21 protein-coding genes are annotated in these 24,072 nt (G+C 42.0%); 14 read left to right on the forward strand and 7 right to left on the reverse strand.

Going from position 1 to position 24,072, the window contains the following annotated elements; genetic code table 11:
• Positions 1-127: 127 nt before the first annotated feature.
• The 3 genes from F8N35_RS11315 to F8N35_RS11325 all read right to left on the reverse strand — a co-directional run bounded on the left by F8N35_RS11315 (position 128) and on the right by F8N35_RS11325 (position 2,726).
• The gene (locus F8N35_RS11315; protein ID WP_293052905.1) at positions 128-649 is read right to left on the reverse strand and encodes a redoxin domain-containing protein; all 522 of its coding nucleotides are present in this window, start codon (positions 647-649) and stop codon (positions 128-130) included.
• Between the two features lie 156 nt (positions 650-805).
• Positions 806-1,366, reverse strand: coding sequence for a hypothetical protein (locus tag F8N35_RS11320; RefSeq protein WP_293052908.1), 561 nt, complete (start codon positions 1,364-1,366; stop codon positions 806-808).
• A gap of 343 nt (positions 1,367-1,709) precedes the next feature.
• Positions 1,710-2,726, reverse strand: a complete 1,017-nt coding sequence (locus tag F8N35_RS11325) for a CPBP family intramembrane glutamic endopeptidase (protein WP_293052911.1) — start codon at positions 2,724-2,726, stop codon at positions 1,710-1,712.
• A gap of 423 nt (positions 2,727-3,149) precedes the next feature.
• On the opposite strand from F8N35_RS11325, the gene F8N35_RS11330 reads away from it, so the two are divergent.
• The 10 genes from F8N35_RS11330 (at position 3,150) to F8N35_RS11375 (ending at position 14,890) form a co-directional block, all read left to right on the forward strand.
• Positions 3,150-4,070, forward strand: coding sequence for a ketopantoate reductase family protein (locus F8N35_RS11330; RefSeq protein ID WP_293052913.1), 921 nt, complete (start codon positions 3,150-3,152; stop codon positions 4,068-4,070).
• A 39-nt stretch (positions 4,071-4,109) separates the two neighbouring features.
• On the forward strand, positions 4,110-4,565 hold the full coding sequence (locus tag F8N35_RS11335; protein WP_293052916.1) for a cupin domain-containing protein: 456 nt from the start codon (positions 4,110-4,112) through the stop codon (positions 4,563-4,565).
• A 246-nt stretch (positions 4,566-4,811) separates the two neighbouring features.
• Positions 4,812-5,300 carry a GNAT family N-acetyltransferase gene (locus tag F8N35_RS11340; protein ID WP_293052919.1) on the forward strand — a complete coding sequence of 163 codons (489 nt, stop codon included), beginning with the start codon at positions 4,812-4,814 and terminating at the stop codon, positions 5,298-5,300.
• A gap of 228 nt (positions 5,301-5,528) precedes the next feature.
• Positions 5,529-6,335 carry a PhzF family phenazine biosynthesis protein gene (locus tag F8N35_RS11345; protein ID WP_293052922.1) on the forward strand — a complete coding sequence of 269 codons (807 nt, stop codon included), beginning with the start codon at positions 5,529-5,531 and terminating at the stop codon, positions 6,333-6,335.
• Positions 6,336-6,404: 69 nt separating this feature from the next.
• Positions 6,405-7,274 (forward strand): patatin family protein, encoded by an 870-nt coding sequence (locus tag F8N35_RS11350; protein WP_293052925.1) that lies wholly within the window; start codon positions 6,405-6,407, stop codon positions 7,272-7,274.
• A 50-nt stretch (positions 7,275-7,324) separates the two neighbouring features.
• The gene (locus F8N35_RS11355) at positions 7,325-9,385 is read left to right on the forward strand and encodes a M13 family metallopeptidase (protein ID WP_293052929.1); all 2,061 of its coding nucleotides are present in this window, start codon (positions 7,325-7,327) and stop codon (positions 9,383-9,385) included.
• 45 nt (positions 9,386-9,430) lie between these two features.
• Positions 9,431-10,201, forward strand: coding sequence for a hypothetical protein (locus F8N35_RS11360; RefSeq protein ID WP_293052931.1), 771 nt, complete (start codon positions 9,431-9,433; stop codon positions 10,199-10,201).
• A 431-nt stretch (positions 10,202-10,632) separates the two neighbouring features.
• Positions 10,633-13,062: a heavy metal translocating P-type ATPase gene (locus F8N35_RS11365; protein ID WP_293052934.1), complete on the forward strand. Its 2,430-nt coding sequence runs from the start codon at positions 10,633-10,635 to the stop codon at positions 13,060-13,062.
• A 5-nt stretch (positions 13,063-13,067) separates the two neighbouring features.
• Positions 13,068-13,268: a hypothetical protein gene (locus F8N35_RS11370; protein WP_293052937.1), complete on the forward strand. Its 201-nt coding sequence runs from the start codon at positions 13,068-13,070 to the stop codon at positions 13,266-13,268.
• A gap of 296 nt (positions 13,269-13,564) precedes the next feature.
• A complete protein-coding gene (locus F8N35_RS11375) occupies positions 13,565-14,890 on the forward strand; it encodes a DEAD/DEAH box helicase (protein ID WP_293052940.1) in 1,326 nt (441 codons plus the stop codon).
• 85 nt (positions 14,891-14,975) lie between these two features.
• Here the strand turns inward: F8N35_RS11375 and F8N35_RS11380 are convergent, their stop codons facing one another.
• A complete protein-coding gene (locus F8N35_RS11380) occupies positions 14,976-16,106 on the reverse strand; it encodes a TlpA disulfide reductase family protein (protein WP_293052943.1) in 1,131 nt (376 codons plus the stop codon).
• A 456-nt stretch (positions 16,107-16,562) separates the two neighbouring features.
• On the opposite strand from F8N35_RS11380, the gene namA reads away from it, so the two are divergent.
• The 4 genes from namA (at position 16,563) to F8N35_RS11400 (ending at position 20,205) form a co-directional block, all read left to right on the forward strand.
• Positions 16,563-17,636, forward strand: a complete 1,074-nt coding sequence (gene namA / locus F8N35_RS11385; RefSeq protein ID WP_293052947.1) for an NADPH dehydrogenase NamA — start codon at positions 16,563-16,565, stop codon at positions 17,634-17,636.
• A 294-nt stretch (positions 17,637-17,930) separates the two neighbouring features.
• On the forward strand, positions 17,931-18,416 hold the full coding sequence (locus F8N35_RS11390) for a DUF5362 family protein (protein WP_293052949.1): 486 nt from the start codon (positions 17,931-17,933) through the stop codon (positions 18,414-18,416).
• Positions 18,417-18,598: 182 nt separating this feature from the next.
• Positions 18,599-19,048 (forward strand): Hsp20/alpha crystallin family protein, encoded by a 450-nt coding sequence (locus F8N35_RS11395; RefSeq protein ID WP_293052951.1) that lies wholly within the window; start codon positions 18,599-18,601, stop codon positions 19,046-19,048.
• 98 nt (positions 19,049-19,146) lie between these two features.
• Complete coding sequence (locus tag F8N35_RS11400; RefSeq protein ID WP_293052953.1) at positions 19,147-20,205, forward strand: DUF3089 domain-containing protein; 1,059 nt, start codon at positions 19,147-19,149, stop codon at positions 20,203-20,205.
• A 53-nt stretch (positions 20,206-20,258) separates the two neighbouring features.
• Here the strand turns inward: F8N35_RS11400 and F8N35_RS11405 are convergent, their stop codons facing one another.
• From F8N35_RS11405 to thiL, 3 genes are all read right to left on the reverse strand, one after another.
• Positions 20,259-22,121 carry a DNA topoisomerase IV subunit B gene (locus F8N35_RS11405; RefSeq protein WP_293052956.1) on the reverse strand — a complete coding sequence of 621 codons (1,863 nt, stop codon included), beginning with the start codon at positions 22,119-22,121 and terminating at the stop codon, positions 20,259-20,261.
• Between the two features lie 123 nt (positions 22,122-22,244).
• Positions 22,245-23,051, reverse strand: a complete 807-nt coding sequence (thiD, locus tag F8N35_RS11410; RefSeq protein WP_293052959.1) for a bifunctional hydroxymethylpyrimidine kinase/phosphomethylpyrimidine kinase — start codon at positions 23,049-23,051, stop codon at positions 22,245-22,247.
• A gap of 9 nt (positions 23,052-23,060) precedes the next feature.
• Entirely contained in the window at positions 23,061-24,062 is a 1,002-nt protein-coding gene (gene thiL, locus F8N35_RS11415; protein ID WP_293052962.1) for a thiamine-phosphate kinase, read from the reverse strand.
• Positions 24,063-24,072: the final 10 nt, after the last annotated feature.

Consider the following 24,072-nt stretch of genomic DNA (forward strand, 5'->3'; position numbering starts at 1 on the left):
TGTATAAACCGGAAAAATTATAACTTTTCTTTGTGTAAGTTTAGGCAATATCATAACTTGAGCCTAAACCGGACGTTGTTTGTAACCACAACAAACAACGTTCAGTGAAGCTAATCGCTCAAAGTGACTATTTGAGTTTGTTCACTGCCGGATTAATGTATTTGTCTGCATTCTGCTTTACGAGAACTCCGTTGATAAACAGATAGATATTCGGAAATCCTCCAAAAGCTATTTTGTTGTTGTGGAGATACCGTTTGTTGAAATTATCCTTTTTGTAGAGGAAGTTTACCAGACGACTTTTGCTGTCGTAAAAGAGATCGAAATTCCACTGAAACCTATTGGCTATTTTTTTCTCCGCTTCAATAGCATCGTTTTCGGTAATGGCAATTGCAATAAGCTGATAGTTTTTGCTTTTCAGATAGTTGAGGTCACGTATACACGCCCCGCAGGTTTTACGCCAGGCAAACACCACCACAGTATCTTTACGGATAGCCAGATTCTTTAAGTTAACTGAGTTTCCTCTGAAATCCTTCACAAAGAGATCTTCGGTGAAGATTTTTGATTGGGTATTCGGTTTGTCTTTTGCCTCTGCAAACAGACTGATACACAAAAAACAAAGCAAAAAGATAAGAGAACGGCGACTATGCATGGATTCCGGTATTTTACTCGTTAAAGCACCAAAGTTCCTAATTATCCTTTTAACTTCCAAATAATTGCCGCTTTATTTTTTAACAAAAAAGAGGGGGTAAGAAACACCGGGCATTTGAAAAAGAGCGTTGGCTGGAAGTGATTAAGTAGGATGATTTTACTCCTTTTCTATTCTAAGATACTCTTCCTGAATAAGTTTGTAGTTCGCATCAAAACCGAAGTGTTGAAACCGTTTATCGGAAAGAGACGTATTGACACTGTTGAAATAGATTCTACTATCAAGAAATATAATCAACGTAATTGTTTGATAGTTAGATTTTCGGGAACCAACTCCCCGGGTAGAGAACATCATATAATTGTCGGTGACATGCAGAGGATCCCAATGAAGATTCAGAGCTGCTTCCTGTAATTTGTGTTTTGCTTTCTCTGTGCTGATATGTATTTCCAACTCTTTTAACTGGTCTCTGATTAGAAGTTCTTTACAAGCCCAAAAAGTTCCAATGAGAATTACAACCGGACCGATGATGGCAATTATATAGTCATCGACAGACGGTTGTCCTGCTATCTGATCTTTGGCAATACTGTAAGATATTCCGAGACCAGTGACAATCACTATCAGCGCGAAAAGACGACTCATCACAACGTCATATGTTTGACCTTTGTAAACCAGTCGGTGGTTCTCAACCGTTTTTTCGTAATTAATACCGTCTTCAAGCATGGAATAGTTTGTTTTTTAAATTGTCTTCTAAATAGTTGTCGTCTATTTCAAATAATACTTGCTATTGCAGATTTAGTCTTCCCTTTTGACAAAGGGAAGTCCCCGCAGGGGGATGGGTTAGAGATGCTGCAGCTCATTCAAGATCAAATTTTAGTGCAGATATTTTTCTATCTCCTGTAATGTAAGTTATTGAATATCATGTGTATAATGGTATATTTTGGTATTTATGAGAGATAAATGCTAACCCCTCCGCTTCGCTCGTCCCCTTTGCCAAAAGGGGACACTATTGGATGCGGAAGTATTTCTCACTTCGTCAAATAAACGCAGATATACTATCTGTCGGTTATAGTGATTCTTTATCAATAATGAGAAATTCAAGGTTCTTGTTTACATTTCGGAAACTGATTCCGTATTCGTCATATAACCGCTTTTTTAAGTTGGCGAAAGATTCTGTCGAATTCGGACAGAAAGCTATTTTATGAATAGTGTCTGAGCTTGTGATAAAGTATTGAGAATGTCTATTGTCCATTAAACGGCATATTTGATTCAAAGTAAATAAATTACATTCGTCGGCTAACATTTTTGCTTTGTTGTACCTGACAGGATCGCTTATATATGCTTCCTGAACATTGACATTCTTTTTAAGGTGGGTAATGGAAATTTTCAAAGCCCGTTGAATTTCCTGTAACAGTAATTTTCGGGCAAGATCAGCGTTTTGTTGCTTGTGTTTCATGTAAAAGTCGATGTCAATTGGCATCATGGAGTAGCTTTTGACATATTTACTACTGGTTCGGCTAAGTGTACAAATGATATCGTTTGCCGGGATGTTGTGGACTGAAATAGTGTCCGGTGTAATTCTGCTTAGATAAGCATTAATATTGTTTGAAGAAGAGCTTGCGGTTGGTTGTATCGATACAAAATAAGTATTAGTTGACGATTGGTAGCCTTTGAATGAATGCATAGAGCAAATGGCAATGGAGATAAAAGCCATGTTGTTGAAAGCATGGTAAAAAATGCTCCATATCAATCCGTACTTTATGCGGATATAACCCAGAAATAACCCAGCTATAAACTGAATGGATGTAAGTAGAGGCATCCATAAAAGCAATTCGTTATATCCCTGGAAATTTGAGATATGAATACACCCGAAAAGTATAGCCATAGGATAAAAAAACCATCCGAAATACTTCTGTCTGAAATTGGTAATTATACTCTCCTCCTGTTCCGGTGTAAGACGATCCAAATCAGCAACAAGAGAAAAAATAGCCTTGAATATATAATTGTATTGATAACGAAGAGGCAATCTGAAAATTAGTTCTTCAATTACGGGGTCAACAATGCCAACAATAATAAAAGACATAAGCAAACTTTTATGTGTTAATAGATCTGCTACTTGATGTTGGCGTGGTTCCAATAAATGAGTTGATTCCAATAAGTGTAAGATACTTACTAAAAGAACAATTACTACCAGGTTGAGCAGGTATAAATAACTACAAACCTTTAGTTTGTGAATATTCGTTGATATGCATTCTTCATCATTTGGATGCTTGAGGTATTTGAAAAAATTGTTGTATACTAATCTGATATTCATTTGGAATTTTTTTAATTGATATTTTTACAAAGATTATAATAATTCGTTTAATGAGCAAGCATCTATATTGAAATTTTAGTAGAAAGAAAAAGTGGAAGAAAGTGTCTAATTAACAATTTTAGCGGCTCTTTTTGGGAAGCACTCTAAAAATAAAGTACATTTGCAAAAGATACCTTATAAAGTCATACGGATATGAAAATAGCAATCATTGGTACGGGCGGAGTAGGTGGATACTTCGGCGGGCGACTGGCAAAAGCCGGTAATGATGTGACATTTCTTGCCAGAGGAAAACATCTGGAAGCCATGATGAGCCATGGCCTTATTGTGCAGAGTATCAAAGAGAATTTTACCATTCAGCCCGTGCAGGCTACAGACTCTATTACTTCTATCGGTAAGGTGGATTTGATATTGCTTTGCGTTAAATCGTGGTTGGTAAAGGACATGGCAAAAGAGCTGATGCCGTTACTGAAAGAGGAGACCGTGGTGCTGCCGCTTCAAAACGGAGTGATGGCAGCCGAAGAGTTGCAGTCGGTTATTCCGGTCCATCATGTACTTGGAGGCCTGTGTCGCATCATCAGCAAGATAGAAGCTCCGGGGGTAATCCGCCATTTTGGCGTCGATCCTACCGTCGTGTTTGCCGAACTGAATAACGGAAAGAGCGAACGGGTGGTGAAACTGCAGAAAGTATTTGAACAAGCAGAATTCAATGCTCGTATTTCGCACGATATACAGGCCGATATATGGAAAAAGTTTATCCAGATCTGCATCAGTGGGTTGTTGGGTGTAACACGCGTACCGTATGGCGGAATTCGCGAAGTGAAGGAAACCCGCGAAATGATGATTGCTCTCTTTCAGGAAGTGTATGATTTGTCGCAAAAGCTGGGTGTCAATATTGCTCCCGATTTTGTAGAGAAGACGGTGGGCGTGATCGATAGCTTCGATTACAACGCTTCGGCATCGCTTGCCCGTGATATTTGGGAAGGTCGTCCTTCGGAACTGGAATACCAGAACGGAACAGTAGTTCGTCTGGCCGAAAAATACGGACTGGAAGTTCCGGTCAATAAATTTATTTATTCTGCTCTTTTACCTCAGGAACGAAAAGCCAGACAGTAAGGAGCGTGTGTTTCAAATTTCCCTATTAAACTATAGCTTATGAAGTCAATCGAAAAAATAGCTGAAAATCAGAATTATGCAGCCATCGATCTGGGTAATCTGGAAGAGATACTGCAATATTCCCTTATTCATCCGGTAAGCAAACGGGAGATCGAGGGCAAGGTTTTTGTGAAAGATGCTACCGGAGCCACCGGAACGGAAATCTCGTTCAATATGTTGCCTCCGCGCACCGAAGTGCCTTACTTTCATATTCACAACAAGAATGAGGAGACCTATATCTTTCTGAAAGGATCTGGCTTTTACCAAGTGGATGACGACTGTTTTCCTATCAAAGAGGGAAGCGTGGTACGTGTAGCTCCCCAAGGTAACCGTGGTATGTGCAATACTTCCGACGAACCGATGATTTATATTGCCATTCAATCGAAGGAAAATTCACTGGAGGAACATACCACTGCCGACGGTACGCGGATTCCTACCGAACCGAAATGGAGATAGAGTTTAGTACGCAGTAATTAGTACACAGTACACAGTGTGCGGGTAAATTGTCTCATTAAGAAATGAATGAGTATTGGATTTTACCTGATGGCTTGAAAAGCCTTATTTGCATAACTGCAGGTCTGTGACCTGTGTGTGAAAGTAAACTTCCATTTATGACCTGCAAGGTCGGACAAGGCGTAGTTTAATGCTTTTCAGGGTGGGATGATATAAAGTTGATAGATACGATAATCAGATTAAGTTATTATGCAATTACAACGTATTTTGCCGGATGCCGATTTGTCGGATGCGGTGGCAGTGCTGAGAAGTGCGCATGGAACGGTAGCGCAACAATTCGGTTTTACCCAGGAAACCAATCCGACCAACAGTGCATTTATCGATGCGGAAACTCTTCGCGGACAGTTGGAAAAGGACATTGAGCTCTATCTGATGACCGAAGGTGAGAATGCTGTGGGTTGTATTGCCATAGAAGAATCGCAGACTGAAGCCGAAACGTTTTATATTGAGAAAGTATCGGTAATCCCCTCATGCCGCAACCGTGGTTTGGGTGTGGAATTGATGAAATTCGCTACCTCTTTGATAAAAGGACGCGGCGCTAAACATATCGGTATCGCGTTGATTAACGAACATGACAAACTGAAGGCATGGTACCAGAATCAGGGTTTTCGCGAAATCCTTGTGAAAGAGTACCCGCACTTGCCTTTTAATGTTTGTTTTATGAGTAAGGAGGTATAATTTCAATATTCAATATTTCAAGTTCCAGAATTCCATTTGTTGATGGAATTTTGAAACTTTGAAATCAGATAAGTATGTACGACAGATTAGTTTGTGAGGGGTCAAGCGACTTCCCAGTCGCTTGCTTATTATTCCATCAAGCGGCTGGAAGCCACTTGTCCCTTTGAAAATCGGGGAAGAGATAATATGAATAATCCCGAGCGCGGACTTATGCTAAAATGTTAAACATTGAAAACTAAACTTTTATATCAGGTCGATGCCTTTACGGCAGAACCGTTTAAGGGGAACCCGGCGGGTGTAATGGTGGTAACGGACGATATTACTACCGAGCGGATGCAACAGCTTGCCATGGAGATGAATCTCTCCGAGACGGCTTTTATCTTTCCACAGCACGATAATCTGTTTCAGATACGCTATTTTACGCCGACTAAGGAGGTCGATCTTTGCGGACATGCCACACTTGCCAGCGCGCATATTTTGTATGAAACGGGTAGGGTAGCTCCTGACGAACAAATACAATTCAAAGCCAAAGGAGCCGATCTGGCGGTGTCGAAATCGGATGGTTGGTTGGCAATGAACTTTCCCCGTTATCCTTTGACTCCAAGAGCTTCGCATCCCGATTTTACAGCTTTGGTTGGGTTTGAACCGGTGGAATTGTACGACAGTAGTTATAACTGGGTAATTGCAGTGGCAAATAGTGAAGAGGACGTGCGGAATGCTTCACCTGTTTTCAGCGCGCTTACCGAAACCGGTTTAGGTCATTTGATGATCACGGCACCTGCTTCTATTCCGGGCTATGATTTTGTACTGCGTTGTTTTGTGCCTTGGGCGGGGATTGACGAAGACCCGGTAACAGGGTCGGCACATTGCGCACTGAATCCGCTTTGGACGGAAAAACTTGGCAAGAAACAACTAACATCTTTACAGGTTTCCAAAAGAACGGGAACACTTAAAACCGAATTGTCGGAAGACCGCGTGATTATCAAAGGTCAGGCGGTGACGGTGTTGAATATTGAATTAAGAATTAATAGTTAACAATTAATAATGAAGGGGTGGGGATAAAGCTGTCTTTAATCTTTGTTCATTACTCTTTACTCTATTTGAATGATAAATTATAATTTACCTAACGATATCGGTCTGGTGCTTGAAGGCGGTGGCTTCAGAGGAATGTACACCGCAGGAGTGCTGGACGCTTTTCTTCAACAGGAACTCTATTTTAAGTATGTAATCGGAGTGTCGGCCGGTGCCGATTACGGTGCATCGTATGTGTCGCGACAGTTCGGACGCAACCTTGCCGTCAACGAGTATGTCTCCGATCCCAACTATTGCAGCTGGTTTCACCTGCTCTCGAAAGGAGAATATTTTAACGACCATTTTGTTTACCACTATTTGCCGGAACATTTGGTCCCGTTTGATTTTGAGGCATTCACGAAAAGCGGTGTCACAATGAAAGTTGGCCTGACCGATTGTAATACCGGGAAAGCAGATTTTAAAACGTTGGATGCTACGGATAAAGAACGTTTTGCAACATTGCTTTCGGTCACTTCTTCGCTTCCTGTTATTGCCAGACCCAAGAAGATCGACAATGAATTCTACATGGACGGCGGAATCTCCGATTCGATTCCTGTGCAGCAGGCTTTTAATGACGGGCACAAACGTTTGGTGGTGATTCTTACCCGCGATGCTGCTTATCGTAAAGATCAGGTGAAGTTTCTTCCTTTCTGGAAACACCACTATCGTTATTATCCGCGTTTGGCCGAAGCCATTATCAACCGCGCAGCCCAATATAACCAAACCCTCGACATGATTGCCAAGCTGGAGAAAGAAGGTAGTATCTACGTAATCCGGCCCCATGAAACGCTTCCTGTTTCGCGGATGGAAAATAAGCCGAAACGTCTTGAAAAAGTCTACTACATGGGACTGGAGCAGATGAATAATGAAATAGACCGTCTGAAAGAGTGGATCGGTGTTTAATTTGAAGATTTGAGAATTTGAAAATGATATAATTTGCCAACTAAAGGTGCATGGCAAAACGACATGATTATTTGAATATGAACAAAAATCTGAAACAAGCAGCGATATTGCCCCTCTTTTTGTTGGGCATATCATCATTGAGTAATGCGCAATCTATCGATCCGATGGTGTCGCATATTGATCTGACGGAAACACCGGGTCATGATTTTTTCCTTTATGCCAATGGAAAATGGTTCAAACAGAATCCTATTCCGGCCAGTGAAACATCGAATGGTATTTTCCAGATAATTCAGGATACCATCAACGCCCAGATACACGACGTTTGCGTGTCATCGGCCAAGATGAAGAACAGTGTGAAAGGCAGCGCCCGCCAGAAAATCGGCGACCTGTTTTTAACCGGAATGGATTCCGTCTCATTGAATCGTATGGGAATTACTCCGCTCAAAGCCGATTTGGCACGGATTAATCAGGTAGCCAATATCAACCAATTGATGACTACTGCAGCTTACTTACGAACGATCGGAGCCAGTTCCATGTACGGTCTTGCCGTGGGGCAGGACGATAAAATAAGTAGCAAACATGCGGTATTTATTGGTCAGGGCGGGTTGAGCCTTCCCGACCGCGAATACTATTTTGCCACCGATGCACGTGCGGCTAAAGTGCGTGAGGCGTTTCTGACTTATGCCCGTAAAATGTTCGGTTTGATGGGCTACAGCGAAGTACAGGCAAAATCGGCAGCAGACGAGGTAATGAAACTGGAAACGGCTCTGGCTAAGGTTTCGCGTAAGCGCGAGGATACCCGTGATCCGTTGTTGAATTACAATAAAATGACCTTTGCCAAAGTAGCATCTGAAAATCCTTCGCTGGAGTTGCAGCAATCATTGGCGATTGTGGGCTTGCCCAAAGTTGATACGGTTATTGTAGGCCAGCCCGAATTTGTAACGGCACTCAACGGTTATATAAAAACTATGCCTTTGTCGGCCTGGAAATCTTATCTGAAATTGCGTTTAATGAGTGCTTATTCTGATTATTTGGACGATAAAACATTCAAAATCGCATTTGAATACAGTTCAGCATTGAGAGGAACTACCGAGCCCCGTCCCCGCTGGAAACGTGTAACCGATGAGGTGGACGGATCGTTGGGTGATTTAGTGGGTCAGGTATATGTGAAAGATTACCTACCGAAAGGAACCAAAGAGAAACTGATGGAGATCGGAACTGAAATCAAGAAAGTGTATGCCGAACGCATCAAAAACCTCGACTGGATGTCGCCTGAAACGAAGATCAAAGCGCTACACAAACTGGATGTGATGATAATGAAAGTAGGCTATCCTGACAAATGGAAGGATATGAGCAAGCTGCAGATAGACAAAAGTTCGTATGCTGCCAATATGAAACGCGTGGCTCAGTGGCATTATAATTATATGATTTCCAAATACGGCAAGCCGGTCGATCGTACCGAATGGGATATGCAGCCGCAAACCTACAATGCTTACTACAATCCTTCTAATAACGAAATCGTGGTGCCGGGTTGCAACATCATCGTTCCGGGTTATGAACGCAAAATGGCCGATGATGCCATTCTTTACTCAATTATCGGTGGGTCTACCTTCGGCCACGAAATGACACACGGATTCGACGATCAGGGTGCAAAATACGATTCTAACGGTAATCTTTCCAACTGGTGGACTCCCCAGGATAGCACCAAATTCTTTAGCAAAACAAAAATGATTGTGGCTCAGTTCAATAAATACATTGCAGTGGATAGTCTGCATGTAAACGGTGAAATGACACAGGGTGAAAACATTGCCGACCTGGGTGGTGTTGCCATGGGTTACGAAGCCTTTAAGAAAACCGCACAATATAGAAATAATCAGGTAATTGGCGGCCTGAATCCGGATAAACGCTTTTTCCTCGGTTACGGAATGGCCTGGATGGTCAACATCCGTCCGGAAGCACTTGCCAACCAAATCCGCAGCGATGTCCATTCTCCGGCAAAATTCCGTATCAATGGCCCGTTGTCCGATATCGATGCTTTCTATAAAATATTCGATATCAAACCGGGCGATGCCATGTGGATACCGGAAGATCAGCGGGTAAAAATCTGGTAATTAAATAATTTGATTGGCAGTGTAAACTAAAAAATCAGAATGGACATGAAACATAATCTATTAATAGCAGTGATTTTTGTTCCTTGCTTTTTGATATTATTATCCTGCCAAAATAAGAATTTTTCGGGAAATAGAATGAAATTGCTAGATTCAAGAATTGCAGTAGATGCAAATAACATTCCTAAAGATAGTAATCAATTCTATTTTCCCATTTCTTTGTTTCCAAAATTGGAATATGTCTATCATTATAAAGATAGTACAACAATTTTAGTATCGACATATTATTCTAATCATGGAGATACATTACGATCTTATGCCAGAATTATTCCTCATCAATTTGATACAGTTTATGTAAAGGAATATTCCAAATATCTCTATGCTATGAGAGAACCTTTATTGTTTAATCGGTTATTATCCAAAGAGGTATATCGATTTGTGTGGTTGCGTTCATTTCATAATCCAATTATTATTAGAATAGAGAAAGATAAAAATAAAAAATATGAACTGATTTGGAAAGTTACGAATGGTAAAGGTGGCTATTATCCAGGACAGCTTATTGTAAATCAACATAGATTTATTTCGGAGAAAGAATGGAACGTTTTTCATAAATATATTAGTGGTATGAATTATTGGAAGCAGAAAAATGTACATGATTTATGGGGTTGCGATGGAGCTGCCTGGATATTGGAAGGAGAAAATACTGATTTTTATAATGTTATACATTCTTGGTCTGTTGGTAATCCAGATCTACATGAGGCTTGTCAATATTTAATTCAGCTCACAGGTATTAAACTTGCTCCTGAAGATATTTACTAATTTGTAGTGTATAAAATGAGAATCATTTTTTTAGTAATAGAACCCGTCTTGACTTTTCATAATTTCGCTCCTAACGGAGCTTTTTTTAGCTTCGGAGAAGCGATATTATGGTAGAAATATTGATTAAATTGAGCTAAAGAGCTCCGTTAGGAGCGAAATTATAATCTACGAAAAGTCGAGACGACTTCATGTTTTATCCCCTGCAAAAACTATCTACTCTTGCTTAATGTGTAATGGTTGCACTCAGTTTGCAGACTCAAAACCAAGGTTTAGACTTTACAGGCTTGACACTTACGGTTCCCAAAGGGAATTCAATCATTTTCAAATAATATTTCGGTTTTATCAGGGTTGTATATTATATTTGTAGCACTATAAAAATGCGGGCATGATTTTTGCACGTCTCACAGATATATCTAACCAATCGTTATCTCATGCAACCAACAAAGTCGACTTACTATTTGCCTGTTTCGGGTATGGAAAGTGAGCATTGTGCTCTGATTGTGGATAAAACATTGCACAACATCCCGGGCGTCATCGATCATGCCGTTGAGTTTAATAATCGTCGGGCAGTCGTTACAACAGAAGGAGCTGAGGTGTTGCCTGTAATAATAAAAAGTGTGCGTGGACTGGGTTACGATGTTCCTGTAATGAAAAAGAGCTTTCCGGTACTCAACATGTCGTGCGCCTCCTGTGCCAGCAGTGCCCAAACGGTTTTGGGGCGACAGCCCGGTGTGATTGGGGCTTCTGTCAATTATGGTAACGGTATGGCACAGCTGGAATATCTCTCTACAATGACTTCCGAGGCAGCTCTGAAAGCTGCATTACAGGCCGTAGGTTACGATTTGATGATTGAAGATGAGACCGCTCAGGGAGATACCCTTGAAGATCTTCAACGTAAAAAATACGAGTCGCTACGAAAACGAACCCTTTGGGCAATTGCTTTGTCGCTGCCGTTAGTTGTTTTGGGCATGTTCTTTATGGAGATGCCTTATGTCAACTATATTTTGTGGGTGCTGGCAACTCCCGTTGTGTTTGTTTTAGGCCGACAATTCTTTGTGGGAGCCTGGAAACAGGCAAAACATGGTTCGTCCAATATGGATACCCTGGTGGCTCTCAGTACCGGAACCGCCTATCTTTTCAGCGTATTCAACACTCTCTTTTCTGATTACTGGACCAGTCGGGGGCTCGAAGCGCATGTCTATTTCGAAGCTTCGGCAGTGGTCATTGCTTTTATTTTGTTGGGAAAACTGCTCGAAGCCAGAGCGAAAAATAATACCTCTTCGGCAATTAAACAATTAATTGGTTTGCAGCCGAAAACGGTTACGGTTATTAATGACGGTAATTCGGTAGAAGTGCATGTTACCAGCGTTAAACCGGATATGGTTCTGTTGGTGAAACCGGGAGAGAAAATTGCGGTGGATGGAGTGGTGACCGAAGGTTCTTCGTTTGTGGACGAAAGTATGATTAGCGGAGAACCTCTTCCTGTGGAAAAACAGCCCGGCAATGCCGTGTTTGCGGGTACAATCAACCACAAGGGAAGTTTCCGCTTCAAAGCGCAGAAAGTTGGAGGAGAAACGGTGCTGGCTCAAATCATTAAAATGGTGCAGGAAGCACAGGGGAGTAAAGCACCGGTGCAAAAACTGGTGGATAAAATTGCGGCTGTATTCGTCCCTGTTGTGATGGCAATTGCAGTGCTGAGTTTTGGGGCATGGATGCTCTGGGGTGGCGAAAACGGCTTCACGCATGGACTGTTGGCAATGGTTACGGTTTTGGTGATTGCTTGTCCCTGTGCGTTAGGTTTGGCAACTCCTACGGCAATTATGGTGGGAGTAGGGCGCGGAGCTCACAATGGTATTCTGATAAAAGATGCCGAAAGTCTTGAAAAAGCCCGTGAAATTACCGCTGTCGTATTGGACAAAACAGGCACTATTACCGTTGGAAAACCGAAGGTAGTTGCTGCAAAATGGTTTACCGACGAATCGAAAGAATTGCACGACGTTTTGTATACCATAGAAAAATCATCGGAACATCCGCTTGCCGATGCAATGGCCGGTTATCATGAAAAAACAGCAAACTTAATCGACGGTGTTAAGGTTGAAATTCAGGCGGGCCGTGGTATTGAGGGTATTCTTGCCGATGCTGTTTATTGCATTGGAAACGAAGCAATGGTTGCTGAAAAAGGTATTGAAATTGACAAAGCGGATAAAATCTGGATTGATGAACAATACCTGAAAGCATATACGGTTGTCTATTTTGCCTCCCGGCATAAACTGCTTGCGGCGTTCGCTATTGCCGATGCAGTAAAAGAGTCTTCGCTGCCCGCAATTAAGAAGCTTCAGAAGCGAGGAATAGACGTTTACATGTTGACGGGCGATAACGAACAGGCCGCTAAAGCCATTGCCGTTCAAACGGGTATTTCGCGCTACAAAGCCAATTTTCTTCCGGCTGAAAAAGCCAACTTCGTTAAGGAATTACAAGGTAAAGGCAAGGTGGTAGCTATGGTTGGTGACGGCATCAATGATAGCGCTGCTCTTGCTCAGGCCGATATTAGTATTGCGATGGGCAAGGGGAGTGACATCGCTTTAGATGTTGCCAAAATCGCTCTTCTTTCGTCCGATTTATCAAAAATAGGTCAGGCCATGTCGTTATCGCGTCATACCGTGTTGACAATCCGGCAGAACCTGTTCTGGGCATTTGTGTACAATTTGATTGGCATACCTATTGCAGCAGGTATTTTGTATCCGGTTTCAGGATTTTTGCTCAACCCGATGATTGCCGGAGCTGCCATGGCTTTGAGCAGTGTAAGTGTGGTAACCAATAGTTTGAGACTCAAATATAAAACAATCAGTAAATTAAAATAGAAACTATGCAATTTAAGACAAATATCAATTGTGGCGGATGTATCGCCAAAGTAACTCCTTTTTTGGATGAGGCAGCAGGAGCCGGCAAGTGGTCGGTCGATACTGCGAATCCGGACAAAGTGCTGACCGTAGAAAATGAAACACTTTCGGCAGAAGACATACAAACCGGTTTGGATAAACTCGGCTATCATGCTGAGGCGCTCTGACGGTTGACTTCGGTCGATGTGCTAACACGAAGAGGATGTCTCAAAAATCGATGTTGTTATTGATGAATTTATAAACTGAAAGACTATTTCAGTTTTCTACCCCTAAATCCCCTTAAGGGGACTTTTGCGCCAATAAAAATAGTAGATTTATAGCCCCTTCAGGGGTTTGGGGTATAAAATCAAAGATATATTTTCGATTCGTATGTTATTATAAAATCAATATCCCTTTTGAGACATCCTTTTTGTCTGTTTATGGCCGAGATAGCCATCTCCTTTTAATTGCGTATCTTTGCAAAATGAAAAATAACTCCACTCAAATCGATAACACGCTGAGAAGCATGGGTATCGAATCTCTTAATGCCATGCAATTGGCAACTCTTGACGCAAACGAAACAGGTAAAGATGTAATTTTACTGTCTCCTACAGGATCGGGAAAAACGCTGGCTTATCTGCTGCCGGTATTGATGAACATGAATCCCGACTGCCAGAAGGTTCAGGCTCTTATTGTAGCTCCTTCGCGCGAATTGGCACAACAAATAGAACAGGTATGGCGCAGTATGGGTACCGGCTATAAAGTCAACACGTGCTTTGGCGGTCGACCTTCTAATGGTGAAAAGCGCGATCTGGCAGTTCCACCGGCTTTGCTTATCGGAACGCCCGGGCGCATCAAAGATCACATAGCACGCGGAAATGTAGCTGTTGACGGTATTCAGTTATTGGTGCTCGACGAATTCGATAAATCGCTCGAAATGGGCTTTGCTGAAGATATGGAAGCCATTATCAGTAGCATTCCTTCATTGCAGAAGCGAATCCTCACATCGGCCACAGATGCGGTTTCTATACCGGCTTTTACCGGCATCCGTAATTCGCTGAAACTTGATTATTCCGAAAAAGATACTCCACTTAAAGGTCTTGAAATATTTACCGTAAAAGGCGAAAATAACGATAAATTCGACCTGCTTTTCCGCTTGCTCTGTTATCTTGGAAACGATTCCACGCTTGTTTTTTGCAATCAACGCGAAACGGTAGAAAAAGTGCATGCTTACTTAACGACCCGGCATTTGTCAAGCGAATATTTTCATGGTAAACTGGAACAAACTGAACGGGAACGGGTGCTGTCGAAGTTTCGGAACGGCAGTTACAGTGTTTTTGTGTCTACCGACCTGGCTTCGCGCGGACTGGATATTCCTGAAATTAAGCATGTCGTTCATTTCGACGCTCCGCCGCGATTGGAGGAGTTTGTGCATCGCAACGGTCGTACGGCGCGTATGGAAGCCGAAGGCAGCGCATATCTTATGTTGGCTGCCAACGAAGAACTGCCCGGCTTTATCTCCGTTGAACCGTCGTTATTAGCTTTGCCAAAACTGGTTCCGGCCCCTCCGAAACCCGATTGGGCAACCATCTACATTGGAAAAGGAAAGAAAGACAAGCTGAGTAAGATGGATGTGGTTGGCTTTATGTTCAAGAAAGGGCAGCTGGACAAACAGGAACTTGGACTGGTAGAGATCAAGGATTATTATTCCTTTGTGGCCGTTAAAGCAAGCAAGGTAAAACAAGTGCTTCGCCTTGTGGCCAACGAAAAAATAAAGAATATGAAGACCAAAATAGAACTTGCAGAATAAAAGACAAAACGAGTTCATAAAACAAAAGCGGATAAATCTTTCTTTACGAAAGGCTTATCCGCTTTTTATTGTTTTTGCGAAAGAATTATTTCGCAAAAAGCTCAGTCAGTTTCTTTTCCAGATCTTCGCCTCTCAGGTTTTTAGCAATAATTTTTCCGCTGGGATCAAGCAGGAAATTTTGCGGAATGGAGCGTACTTGATAGAGTTGAGCTGCCGCGTTGTTCCAGTATTTCAGGTCTGAAACATGATTCCATGTCAGCCCGTCTTTAGCTATGGCAGCCAGCCATGCATCTTTTCCGTTCTCATTGTCGAGCGAAACGCCTAAAATGGTAAAGTTTTTATCCTTGAAATGATTATATGCAGCTACCACATTCGGGTTTTCACGGCGACACGGGCCGCACCACGAAGCCCAAAAATCGAGCAAGAGGTATTTGCCTCTGAAACTTGAAAGTGTTACAGGTTTGCCATTCGGGTCGTTCATCGTGAAATCAGGAGCAATAGAGCCGATTGCCGTTGCTTTGAGTTGCATCAATCCCTTGGCATATTCTTGTCCGGTTTTGGAATTTTTGACGTTGTCGGACAATTGGTTGAAAATAGGTTCCATTTCATTGGGATTGGGAGTCGGACCGGCAAGATTACTTAACATTGCAAGGCTCACAAAACTACCCGGATTGGCTTTAATAAATGATGTGAGAATTTTATTCTGTTCAGCTGTTATTGCCTCGTCTCGTTTTTCAAGATCGGACATAAATTCTTTCGAATCGCGTTTTGATTGAGGTGCTGCCTGATATTCGGCAGAAAGTGCCTTTTGAGCACGAATGACAGGATCAAGCATTTTAAGCAGACTTTGATATTCTCCGTTGGTTTTCGATCCATTAATCGAAGCAGTGGCAATAGAGTCTTTGCTTTGGAATGTGATTGTGCCGGCTTCGATGAAAATAGTCTTTAAATCGGGTTGGCGGATGGCTTGTAACCCTTTTCCTTCATGATCAATAACCAGTCGGGCGTATTCCGGATCTCCCACAGTACCTTTGAATGTAAAGGAGCCTTTTACCAGCTTTGCAGTGTCGATCACCATCTTTTTGTCTACCTGATGTTGCAGGTATATTTTGGCAGGAGCATTTAATTCTCCGATTTTACCGGTGAGTGTATAGCTTTGTTGCGCAAACATTGCCACAGGCAACGTGCAGAAAAGTAATAATAAAGGGTTCTTCATTTGAATTGAAAGTTTAGTTGTAATGAGAATCAAAAGTAATAGTTTCTATCGGGATTACAATTTTATGGCGTTTCTTTTTTAACGTTGGGAATGTACATCTTCTGTTTGAAATATCTATAGTTCATGTTTTCAATTGGTTATGTTTGTTGTGCGAAAATTATCAGTTTTTTTATACGCTTTTAATGTTAAAATGACGTGCTTGCAATAGTATATTTGTATTCGGAATAGAGCGCGTGAGGCTAATTATTTTGTGTTGATTGCCAGAATGAAGAGCATAAAGTGCCGAAATACGAGCGGAGAACTTTGTCATAGAGTTATTTCGAATGCTGCAAATGTCTTCGTTTTGTCAAATATCCATAGACATGGCCCAAGAAAATTATAATCATGTCAGAATCTTAGCTTAGCAGGCTCTGAAAATTCAATTCCACGTGACATTTTATAATAAACCATTTACAGATGAAAACATTATTATTATCCCCGCTGCAACTTAGGGGGCTGGAACTGAAAAACAGAATAGTTGTTTCTCCGATGTGTCAGTATTCGGCAGAAGATGGTTTTGCTAATGATTGGCATTTTGTGCATTACGGAAGCCGAGCCGTTGGCGGTGCCGGATTGATTATTGCCGAAGCCACAGCCGTTTCACCCGAAGGAAGAATTTCTCCCTACGATCTGGGTATGTGGAAAAATGAACACGTCGAAAAATGGAAACAAATCAATAATTTCATTCACCAACAAGGAAGTTTGTCAGGTATTCAACTGGCTCATGCCGGCCGTAAAGCAAGCACAGGATGTTTGTGGCGTGAAGGAGATGTCTACCTGTTTCCGGATAAAGGAGGCTGGCAACCGCTGGCTCCGTCTTCAATACCGTTTGAACCCGGGGCGCCGATTCCATTAGAAATGGATGTCGAATTGATAGAGTGGGTAGTTGAAGAGTTTCGGAAATCAGCCCAGAGATCAAACGAAGCCGGTTTTGATGTGGTAGAAATTCATGCGGCTCATGGTTATTTGCTACACCAGTTTTTATCCCCGATCACTAATAAACGTACCGATAAATATGGAGGTAGTTTTGACAATCGTGTCCGGTTTTTGCTCGAAGTTGTTGATGCTGTAAGGCAAGTCTGGCCGGTCAGCAAGCCTCTTTTTGTTCGCATATCCGCAACGGATTGGGTAGATGGAGGTTGGGACGAAACTCAATCGGTAAAACTGGCCATGTTGTTGAAAAACAGAGGCGTGGATTTAATGGATATTTCTTCCGGCGGATTGTTGCCTGATGCGAAGGTGCAAATTGGCTATGGTTATCAGGTGCCGTTTGCGGCAAAAATAAAGAAGGAAACCGACATGAAAATAGGAACCGTTGGTTTGATTACGAAAGCAGAGCAGGCAGAAACAATTTTGACAAACGGATTAGCCGATCTTATAATTCTGGCTCGGGAGTTTTTACGCGATCCATATTTCCCGTTACATGCCGCTACCCAGCTCAAAGACGATATTGCATGGCCTGTTCAGTATGAACGAGCCAAAGCACATTGAAACAATAACCAATAGCATTATATCGATTAAGTGTATATAAATATCAATAGCTGACCTCTCCTCTCACGACGACTTCGTGTCGGAGTCAGATATTTATCGTCTGACCCAACCTCCTCCCCCAAGGGGAGGAGGAGCAAGACAGTGAAATATTTAGAATTCAATTCATTTTGCAGATTTTCCCCCTCTCTTCGGGAGAGGGGCTAGGGGAGAGGTCAAATGCGAAAATTAAGAAATGAATTAACCGGTATAATGTCTAATAACTAATCTAAATACTAATCATTTCGTATCTGAATTATGGACTATTATTTTGAAAAACAGAAAGAGCCCGTTGTGACGCCAAAACCGGCAGAAGTTGAACAAAAAGTGGAAGTTACAGATGCAGCCTTGCTTCATTTGGATGAAACCCGGAAATGGTCAAAATTTATAGCTGTATTTTGTATTGTAATGGCCGGTTTGATGGCATTTAGTGCAATCGTTTTATTGCTTGCCGGCACAAAAACAGAACTTCCCGGTGCAGGAATTCTGGGTATTGCTTATTTGATATTTGCAGTTTTGACTTTTGTCCCCATGTTGTTTCTCGTAAAGTTTTCAAACTATGCGAAAAAAGCAGTGGCGGATAAAAATAATAGTGATTTGGAAGAAGCCTTGAAATACCAGAAGTTTTATTACGTTGCTACCGGTATAATGGTAATTATCTCCATTATTTTTGTGGTTGCTTTTGCCATTGCCGGATTTACTATGGGATTTGTAAGTGGAATAATGCAGTCGCAAAACGTGTAAAATTGTCTCATTTTTGCAATTTTTTCCTGTCATTTTGACTCTGTTTTTTTGTTGGATGAAAAGATGCTAATTGATTATTAATAAGATAAGTAATCTGATTCTATCTGGCACAGGTTTTGAATATTTTATTTCAGAAATAATGTTCTTTAATTGATGTTCAACTTTAAAAAATGGAGGTAGTTATGTCACTCATCAGAAGAAATGATTTGGTTCCCTCTTGGTCGAACCTTTTCGATAATTTTTTGAACAATAATTGGAATGATTGGACCAATCGTCACTATTCGAATACGAATACGACCTTGCCGTCCGTTAACATTAAAGAGACTGAAGAAAATTTTGAGGTTGAAGTAGCAGCACCCGGAATGGAAAAGGAAGATTTCAAGGTAGAAGTAAACAACGGGTATCTGACAATTTCTTCCGAAAAAAAGAGTGAAACAAAGACAGAAGATCCAAAGGGGAAGTATACCAAACAGGAATTCTGTTATGAATCATTCAGTCGTTCGTTTACACTGCCCGGCAGTGCAGATACGGAAAAGATAGGGGCGAAATATGAAAAGGGGATTCTGACTATTTCAATCCCTAAAAAAGAAGAAGCGAAACCGAAACCTGTCAGACAGATTTCGATTGAATAGTGGTTTGAGAATCAGTAAACAAGCCGGACAGAAATGTCCGGCTGTTTTTTTGCCCGAAAATGACTATAATTGTATTCCAATTTCAAAACAAATCAGTTATGAATAAGAATGTAATAGCGATACTTATATGTTTACTGCTTGTCCCGTCTGTCGATGCACAACGTGGCAAGCTGGTGCAAAAATTGCTGGCGAAGCGTTTGGAAGCATCGTCGGCGGAGAATACCGGTCCGACTCCCGATTACAATAATCTCTTCTTTTGGGCAGCTTCGCCGTTGAAGCACGACAATAGCGACTCTATTCCGTCTTTTCTTGCAAACGAACCGCGTGACCAACGCGCTGATGTTTTCTTTATTCATCCGACTTCGTTTTCGCAGGATGTGAAAGAGGGAGCCTGGAATGCCGATTTGACGGATGCAACCCTGAACAGTCAAACCGATTCACGATCCATTTTATATCAGGCTTCCGTTTTTAATGGTAGTTGTCGGGTATTTGCTCCGCGTTATCGTCAGGCTAACCTGAAGGCATTCTTCATTCGCACCACACCTGCTGCACAAAAGGCTTTTGATTTGGCCTACAGTGATGTGAAGCAGGCTTTTGAATATTATCTGACACATTTCAATCACAATCGTCCTATTATTATTGCTTCACACAGTCAGGGAAGCCTTCATGCGATTCGTCTGCTGCAGGAGCTTTTTGATGGCAAACCGTTGCAAAAACAGCTCGTGTGTGCTTATGTCATAGGTTATCAGATTCCCAAGACTTCTTTCAAATCGATTCCTTTGGGTAAAACGGCCGATGCGACGGGATGCGTTGTGGGCTGGCGTAGCTATCAGAAAGGAGAGATTCCGGCAGGAGTAAAAGCGGAGAAGGATAATTCTCTTTGTGTGAATCCTTTGACATGGACAGACGAAACGTCTCCGGCTTCTTCAAAACTCAATCATGGTTCTCTGATGACGTTTAATTTGTTACGAAACCCGGGGCCGGCAGCAGAGATTGAGCCCTCATCTCATATTCTGTGGGTGGAATTGCCTGATAATGTAGGTGAAAAGATCAAATCGACAAAAAATCTTCATGTTTACGATTACAATCTTTTCTGGATGAATATCCGCGAAAATGTAAGAACGAGGATTGATGCGTTTGAAAAAGTGAGGAAATAGGGGGTGCTCAGTATACAGCAATCAAGTGTTTGCTGCATACTGAGTAAAAGTTGTTAATCTGTATAGTCTTCTTCGATTACCAGATTTTCTATAATGAACTCCTGACGCTCGGGAGTATTATTTCCCATGTAGAACTCAAGTAATGTGGAAACCGAATCTTCTCTTTTCAGCGTAACCGGATCGAGGCGGATATCTTTGCCAATGAAATGGCGGAACTCATCGGGCGAGATTTCACCTAACCCTTTGAATCGGGTCATTTCAGGATTTGGTCCCAGCTTTTTAATAGCATTTTGTTTTTCTTCGTCGGAATAGCAGTAGATAGTTTCTTTCTTGTTTCTTACCCTGAAAAGTGGTGTTTGAAGAATATAAACATGTCCTTTTTTGACAAGATCCGGGAAGAATTGCAGGAAAAAAGTAATGAGTAGCAGGCGTATGTGCATTCCGTCGACGTCGGCATCGGTTGCTACAATTACTTTGTTATAGCGTAGGTTTTCAATTCCTTCTTCAATATTCAGAGCAGCCTGCAGCAGGTTGAACTCTTCGTTTTCGTAAACAATTTTCTTGGTAAGTCCGAAGCTGTTCAATGGTTTACCACGCAAACTAAATACGGCCTGTGTGTTTACATCCCGGCTTTTAGTGATAGATCCACTCGCTGAATCACCCTCGGTAATGAAGATGCAGGAATTTTCGCGTTGATCGCCTTTGGCATCGTTGTAGTGCACGCGGCAGTCACGCAGTTTCTTGTTATGAAGACTTACCTTTTTCGCTCTTTCGCGCGCAAGCTTCGTAACACCGGCAATGGCTTTACGCTCCTTTTCCGAATCCTGAATTTTCTTTAGCAGAATATCAGAACTCTCCAGATTCTTATGCAGGTAGTTGTCAACTTCTTTCTTTACAAAGTCACCGATAAATTTACTTACGGAAGGACCCTCGGGGCCAACATCTTTCGACCCGAGTTTGATTTTTGTTTGCGATTCGAAAACTGGTTCTTCCACGCTGATCGAAACCGCCGCCACTAATCCGTTACGGATATCGGTGACTTCCATGTTTTTGTTGTAGTATTCTTTGATGGTTCGGGCAATTGCCTCACGGAATGCACTTTGGTGTGTACCTCCCTGTGTAGTATGCTGTCCGTTTACAAAAGAGTAATACTCTTCACCATACTGATCGGTATGGGTAAAAGCAATTTCGATATCTTCTCCCTTCAGGTGAATGATAGGATAGAGACATTCCGAAGTAATGTTTTCATTTAACAGGTCAAGAAGCCCGTTTTTGGAATAAAAACGTTTGCCGTTGAAGATGATTGCCAATCCGGTATTAAGATAGGCATAGTTCCGCAACATCGTTTCGATGTAATCTTCACGGTATTTGTAATTGGTGAAAATAGTATTGTCCGGAACAAATTCCACCAGAGTTCCGTTGGATTCCGATGTCTTCTGAAGCGGTGATTCGGAAGTGATTTTACCTTTGGAAAATTCAGCGTGTTTCATTTCTCCTTCACGGTAACTTTCCACCATGAATTGAGACGACAGTGCATTGACGGCTTTTGTACCCACACCATTCAAACCTACGGACTTTTTAAAGGCTTTTGAGTCGTATTTACCACCGGTGTTCATCACCGAGACAGCATCCACCATCTTGCCCAATGGTATTCCACGTCCAAAGTCACGTATGCGAACGGTACCATCTTTCACGTTTACCTGAATTGTGTTCCCGTTACCCATACGAAACTCGTCGATTGAGTTGTCGAGGACTTCTTTGAGCAACACATACACGCCATCGTCGGGATAAGTTCCATCGCCTAATTTTCCGATGTACATACCCGGGCGGCGGCGTACGTGCTCCAACCCTTCAAGCGTAATAATATTGTCGTCTGTATAGCTACTTGATTGTGAATTGAGTTTGATATCGTCCATGTTTTTTCCTATTGTTCAAGCAAAGATAATAAAAATACAGGAAACGAAAATTGAAGAAAATATCTTGACAGAAGGAAATTGAAAAATATTATATATGAGATTGAATATCTGTGTTATATATGTTTATTTCCAAAAATTATAGAAATGGTGAACGGGTCCGTGTCCGCGTGAGATGGAGTAGGGAGCTCCCTGAAGAATAGCCTCCGAAATGTAGGTTTTGGCTTTGCATACTGCTTCTGTTACATTCATCCCATGTGCCAGAAATGAAGCGATGGCCGAAGAGAGCGTGCAGCCGGTTCCGTGGGTATTACCGGTGTCAATTTTTGGAGAACGAAATTGGAGCGTTTCGTTGGTTTCGGCATTGAATAAAATATCCACCAGCTCATTTCCCCTAAGATGCCCGCCTTTAAGCAATACCGATGTTTTTCCGTTAAAGGATAACTCCTGAGCAGCCTCTTGCATCTGTTTTGCCGAATCGATGGAAAATCCGGTAAATTTTTCAGCTTCCGGAATGTTTGGCGTGATAATTCTTGCTATCGGAAGAAGATCGTTTTTCATCACTTTCAGGGCATTCTTCTGAAGTAGAGGATTTCCAGTCGTGGCTACCATCACCGGATCGATAACGATATTACTCACCGGATAATCTGCAAGAGCTTCACATGCAGCAATAATCTGTTCGTTGTCGTGCAACATGCCGATCTTAATGGCATCGGCTCCGTAATCTTCCAATACAGAGTTGATTTGTCCTTTGATAAAATTTGTTGGTACCGGGTGAATGCCATATACACCCTGACTATTCTGGTCGACAATAGCTGTGATGGCCGACATGGCATAGCAACCGCAGGCCGAAATGGTTTTAATATCCGCCTGAATACCTGCCCCGCCGCATGGATCGCTTCCTGCTATGGTCAATACTCTTTTGTATTGCATTGTTTTTTGTTATAGAAAATGGTTGAAACCGGCTTTCCCCATCGAAATGGATTTTCCGTTCGATTGCCAGGTAATTATACCGGTACCTTCGGCAATAACGCCGATGGGGAAAAGCGGTTTGCCAAATTGTTTTTCGAAATCGCTTTTGAGCTGATCCGAACACTCTTTGTCGACTGTGAAAAGCAGCTCGTAATCTTCGCCGCCGGCGACAGCCAGTTCGGAAGCATTCCAGTTGTATTTGCCAACAATTTTTGTAAAAGCATCGGAATGGGGAAGCAAATCCAGATTGATTTCAGCACTTTTACCGGATGCTTTCAGTATGTGATATAAATCGGAGGCAATGCCATCGGAAATGTCCATCATGGCATGGACAGCGTGTTGTGTAGCCAGAAATTGACCTTCATTTATTCTTGGTTCTGGTTGGTGATGTTTGTCGATCAAATATTGTGCATCAGGCGACTTATTAGCTGCGTTCAGTATAAGTCCCAGACCGGCAGCCGAGTCTCCGAGATTTCCGGTGACATAAATAATGTCACCTGCTTGCGCCATGCTGCGCCGCCGGGCTGTCCCTTTTCTGCATTTTCCGATCACACAAACATTGATAGCCAGATCTTTTGCCGATTTGGTAGTGTCTCCACCCAGTAGAGGAGTGGCATATTTTGCTGATATTTTGCGGTAACCCAGCATAAAAGCATCGAGAAATTCTATTTCGATTTCTTTTGGAATGGCTATGGAAAGAAACGATCTGATGGGAGTGGCACCCATGGCGGCAATGTCGCTCAGGTTGACTGCCAGTGATTTATATCCCAATTGATTAGGTGTGATGGCATCGCGAAGGAAATGAATATTCTCCATCAACAAATCGGTAGTAACCACCAGCTCTTCTTCGTCGTTCATTGGAAGAATAGCACAATCGTCGCCAATGCCGGTAATGTCGCTTCCAAGCAGATCGCCAAACCAGGGTTTGAATCGTTCGATAAATCCGAATTCGCCTATTTCTTTCAGTTGCATGGTCAACAAT

The sequence above is a fragment of the Paludibacter sp. genome, from assembly GCF_009712605.1.
Lineage (GTDB): Bacteria > Bacteroidota > Bacteroidia > Bacteroidales > Paludibacteraceae > Microbacter.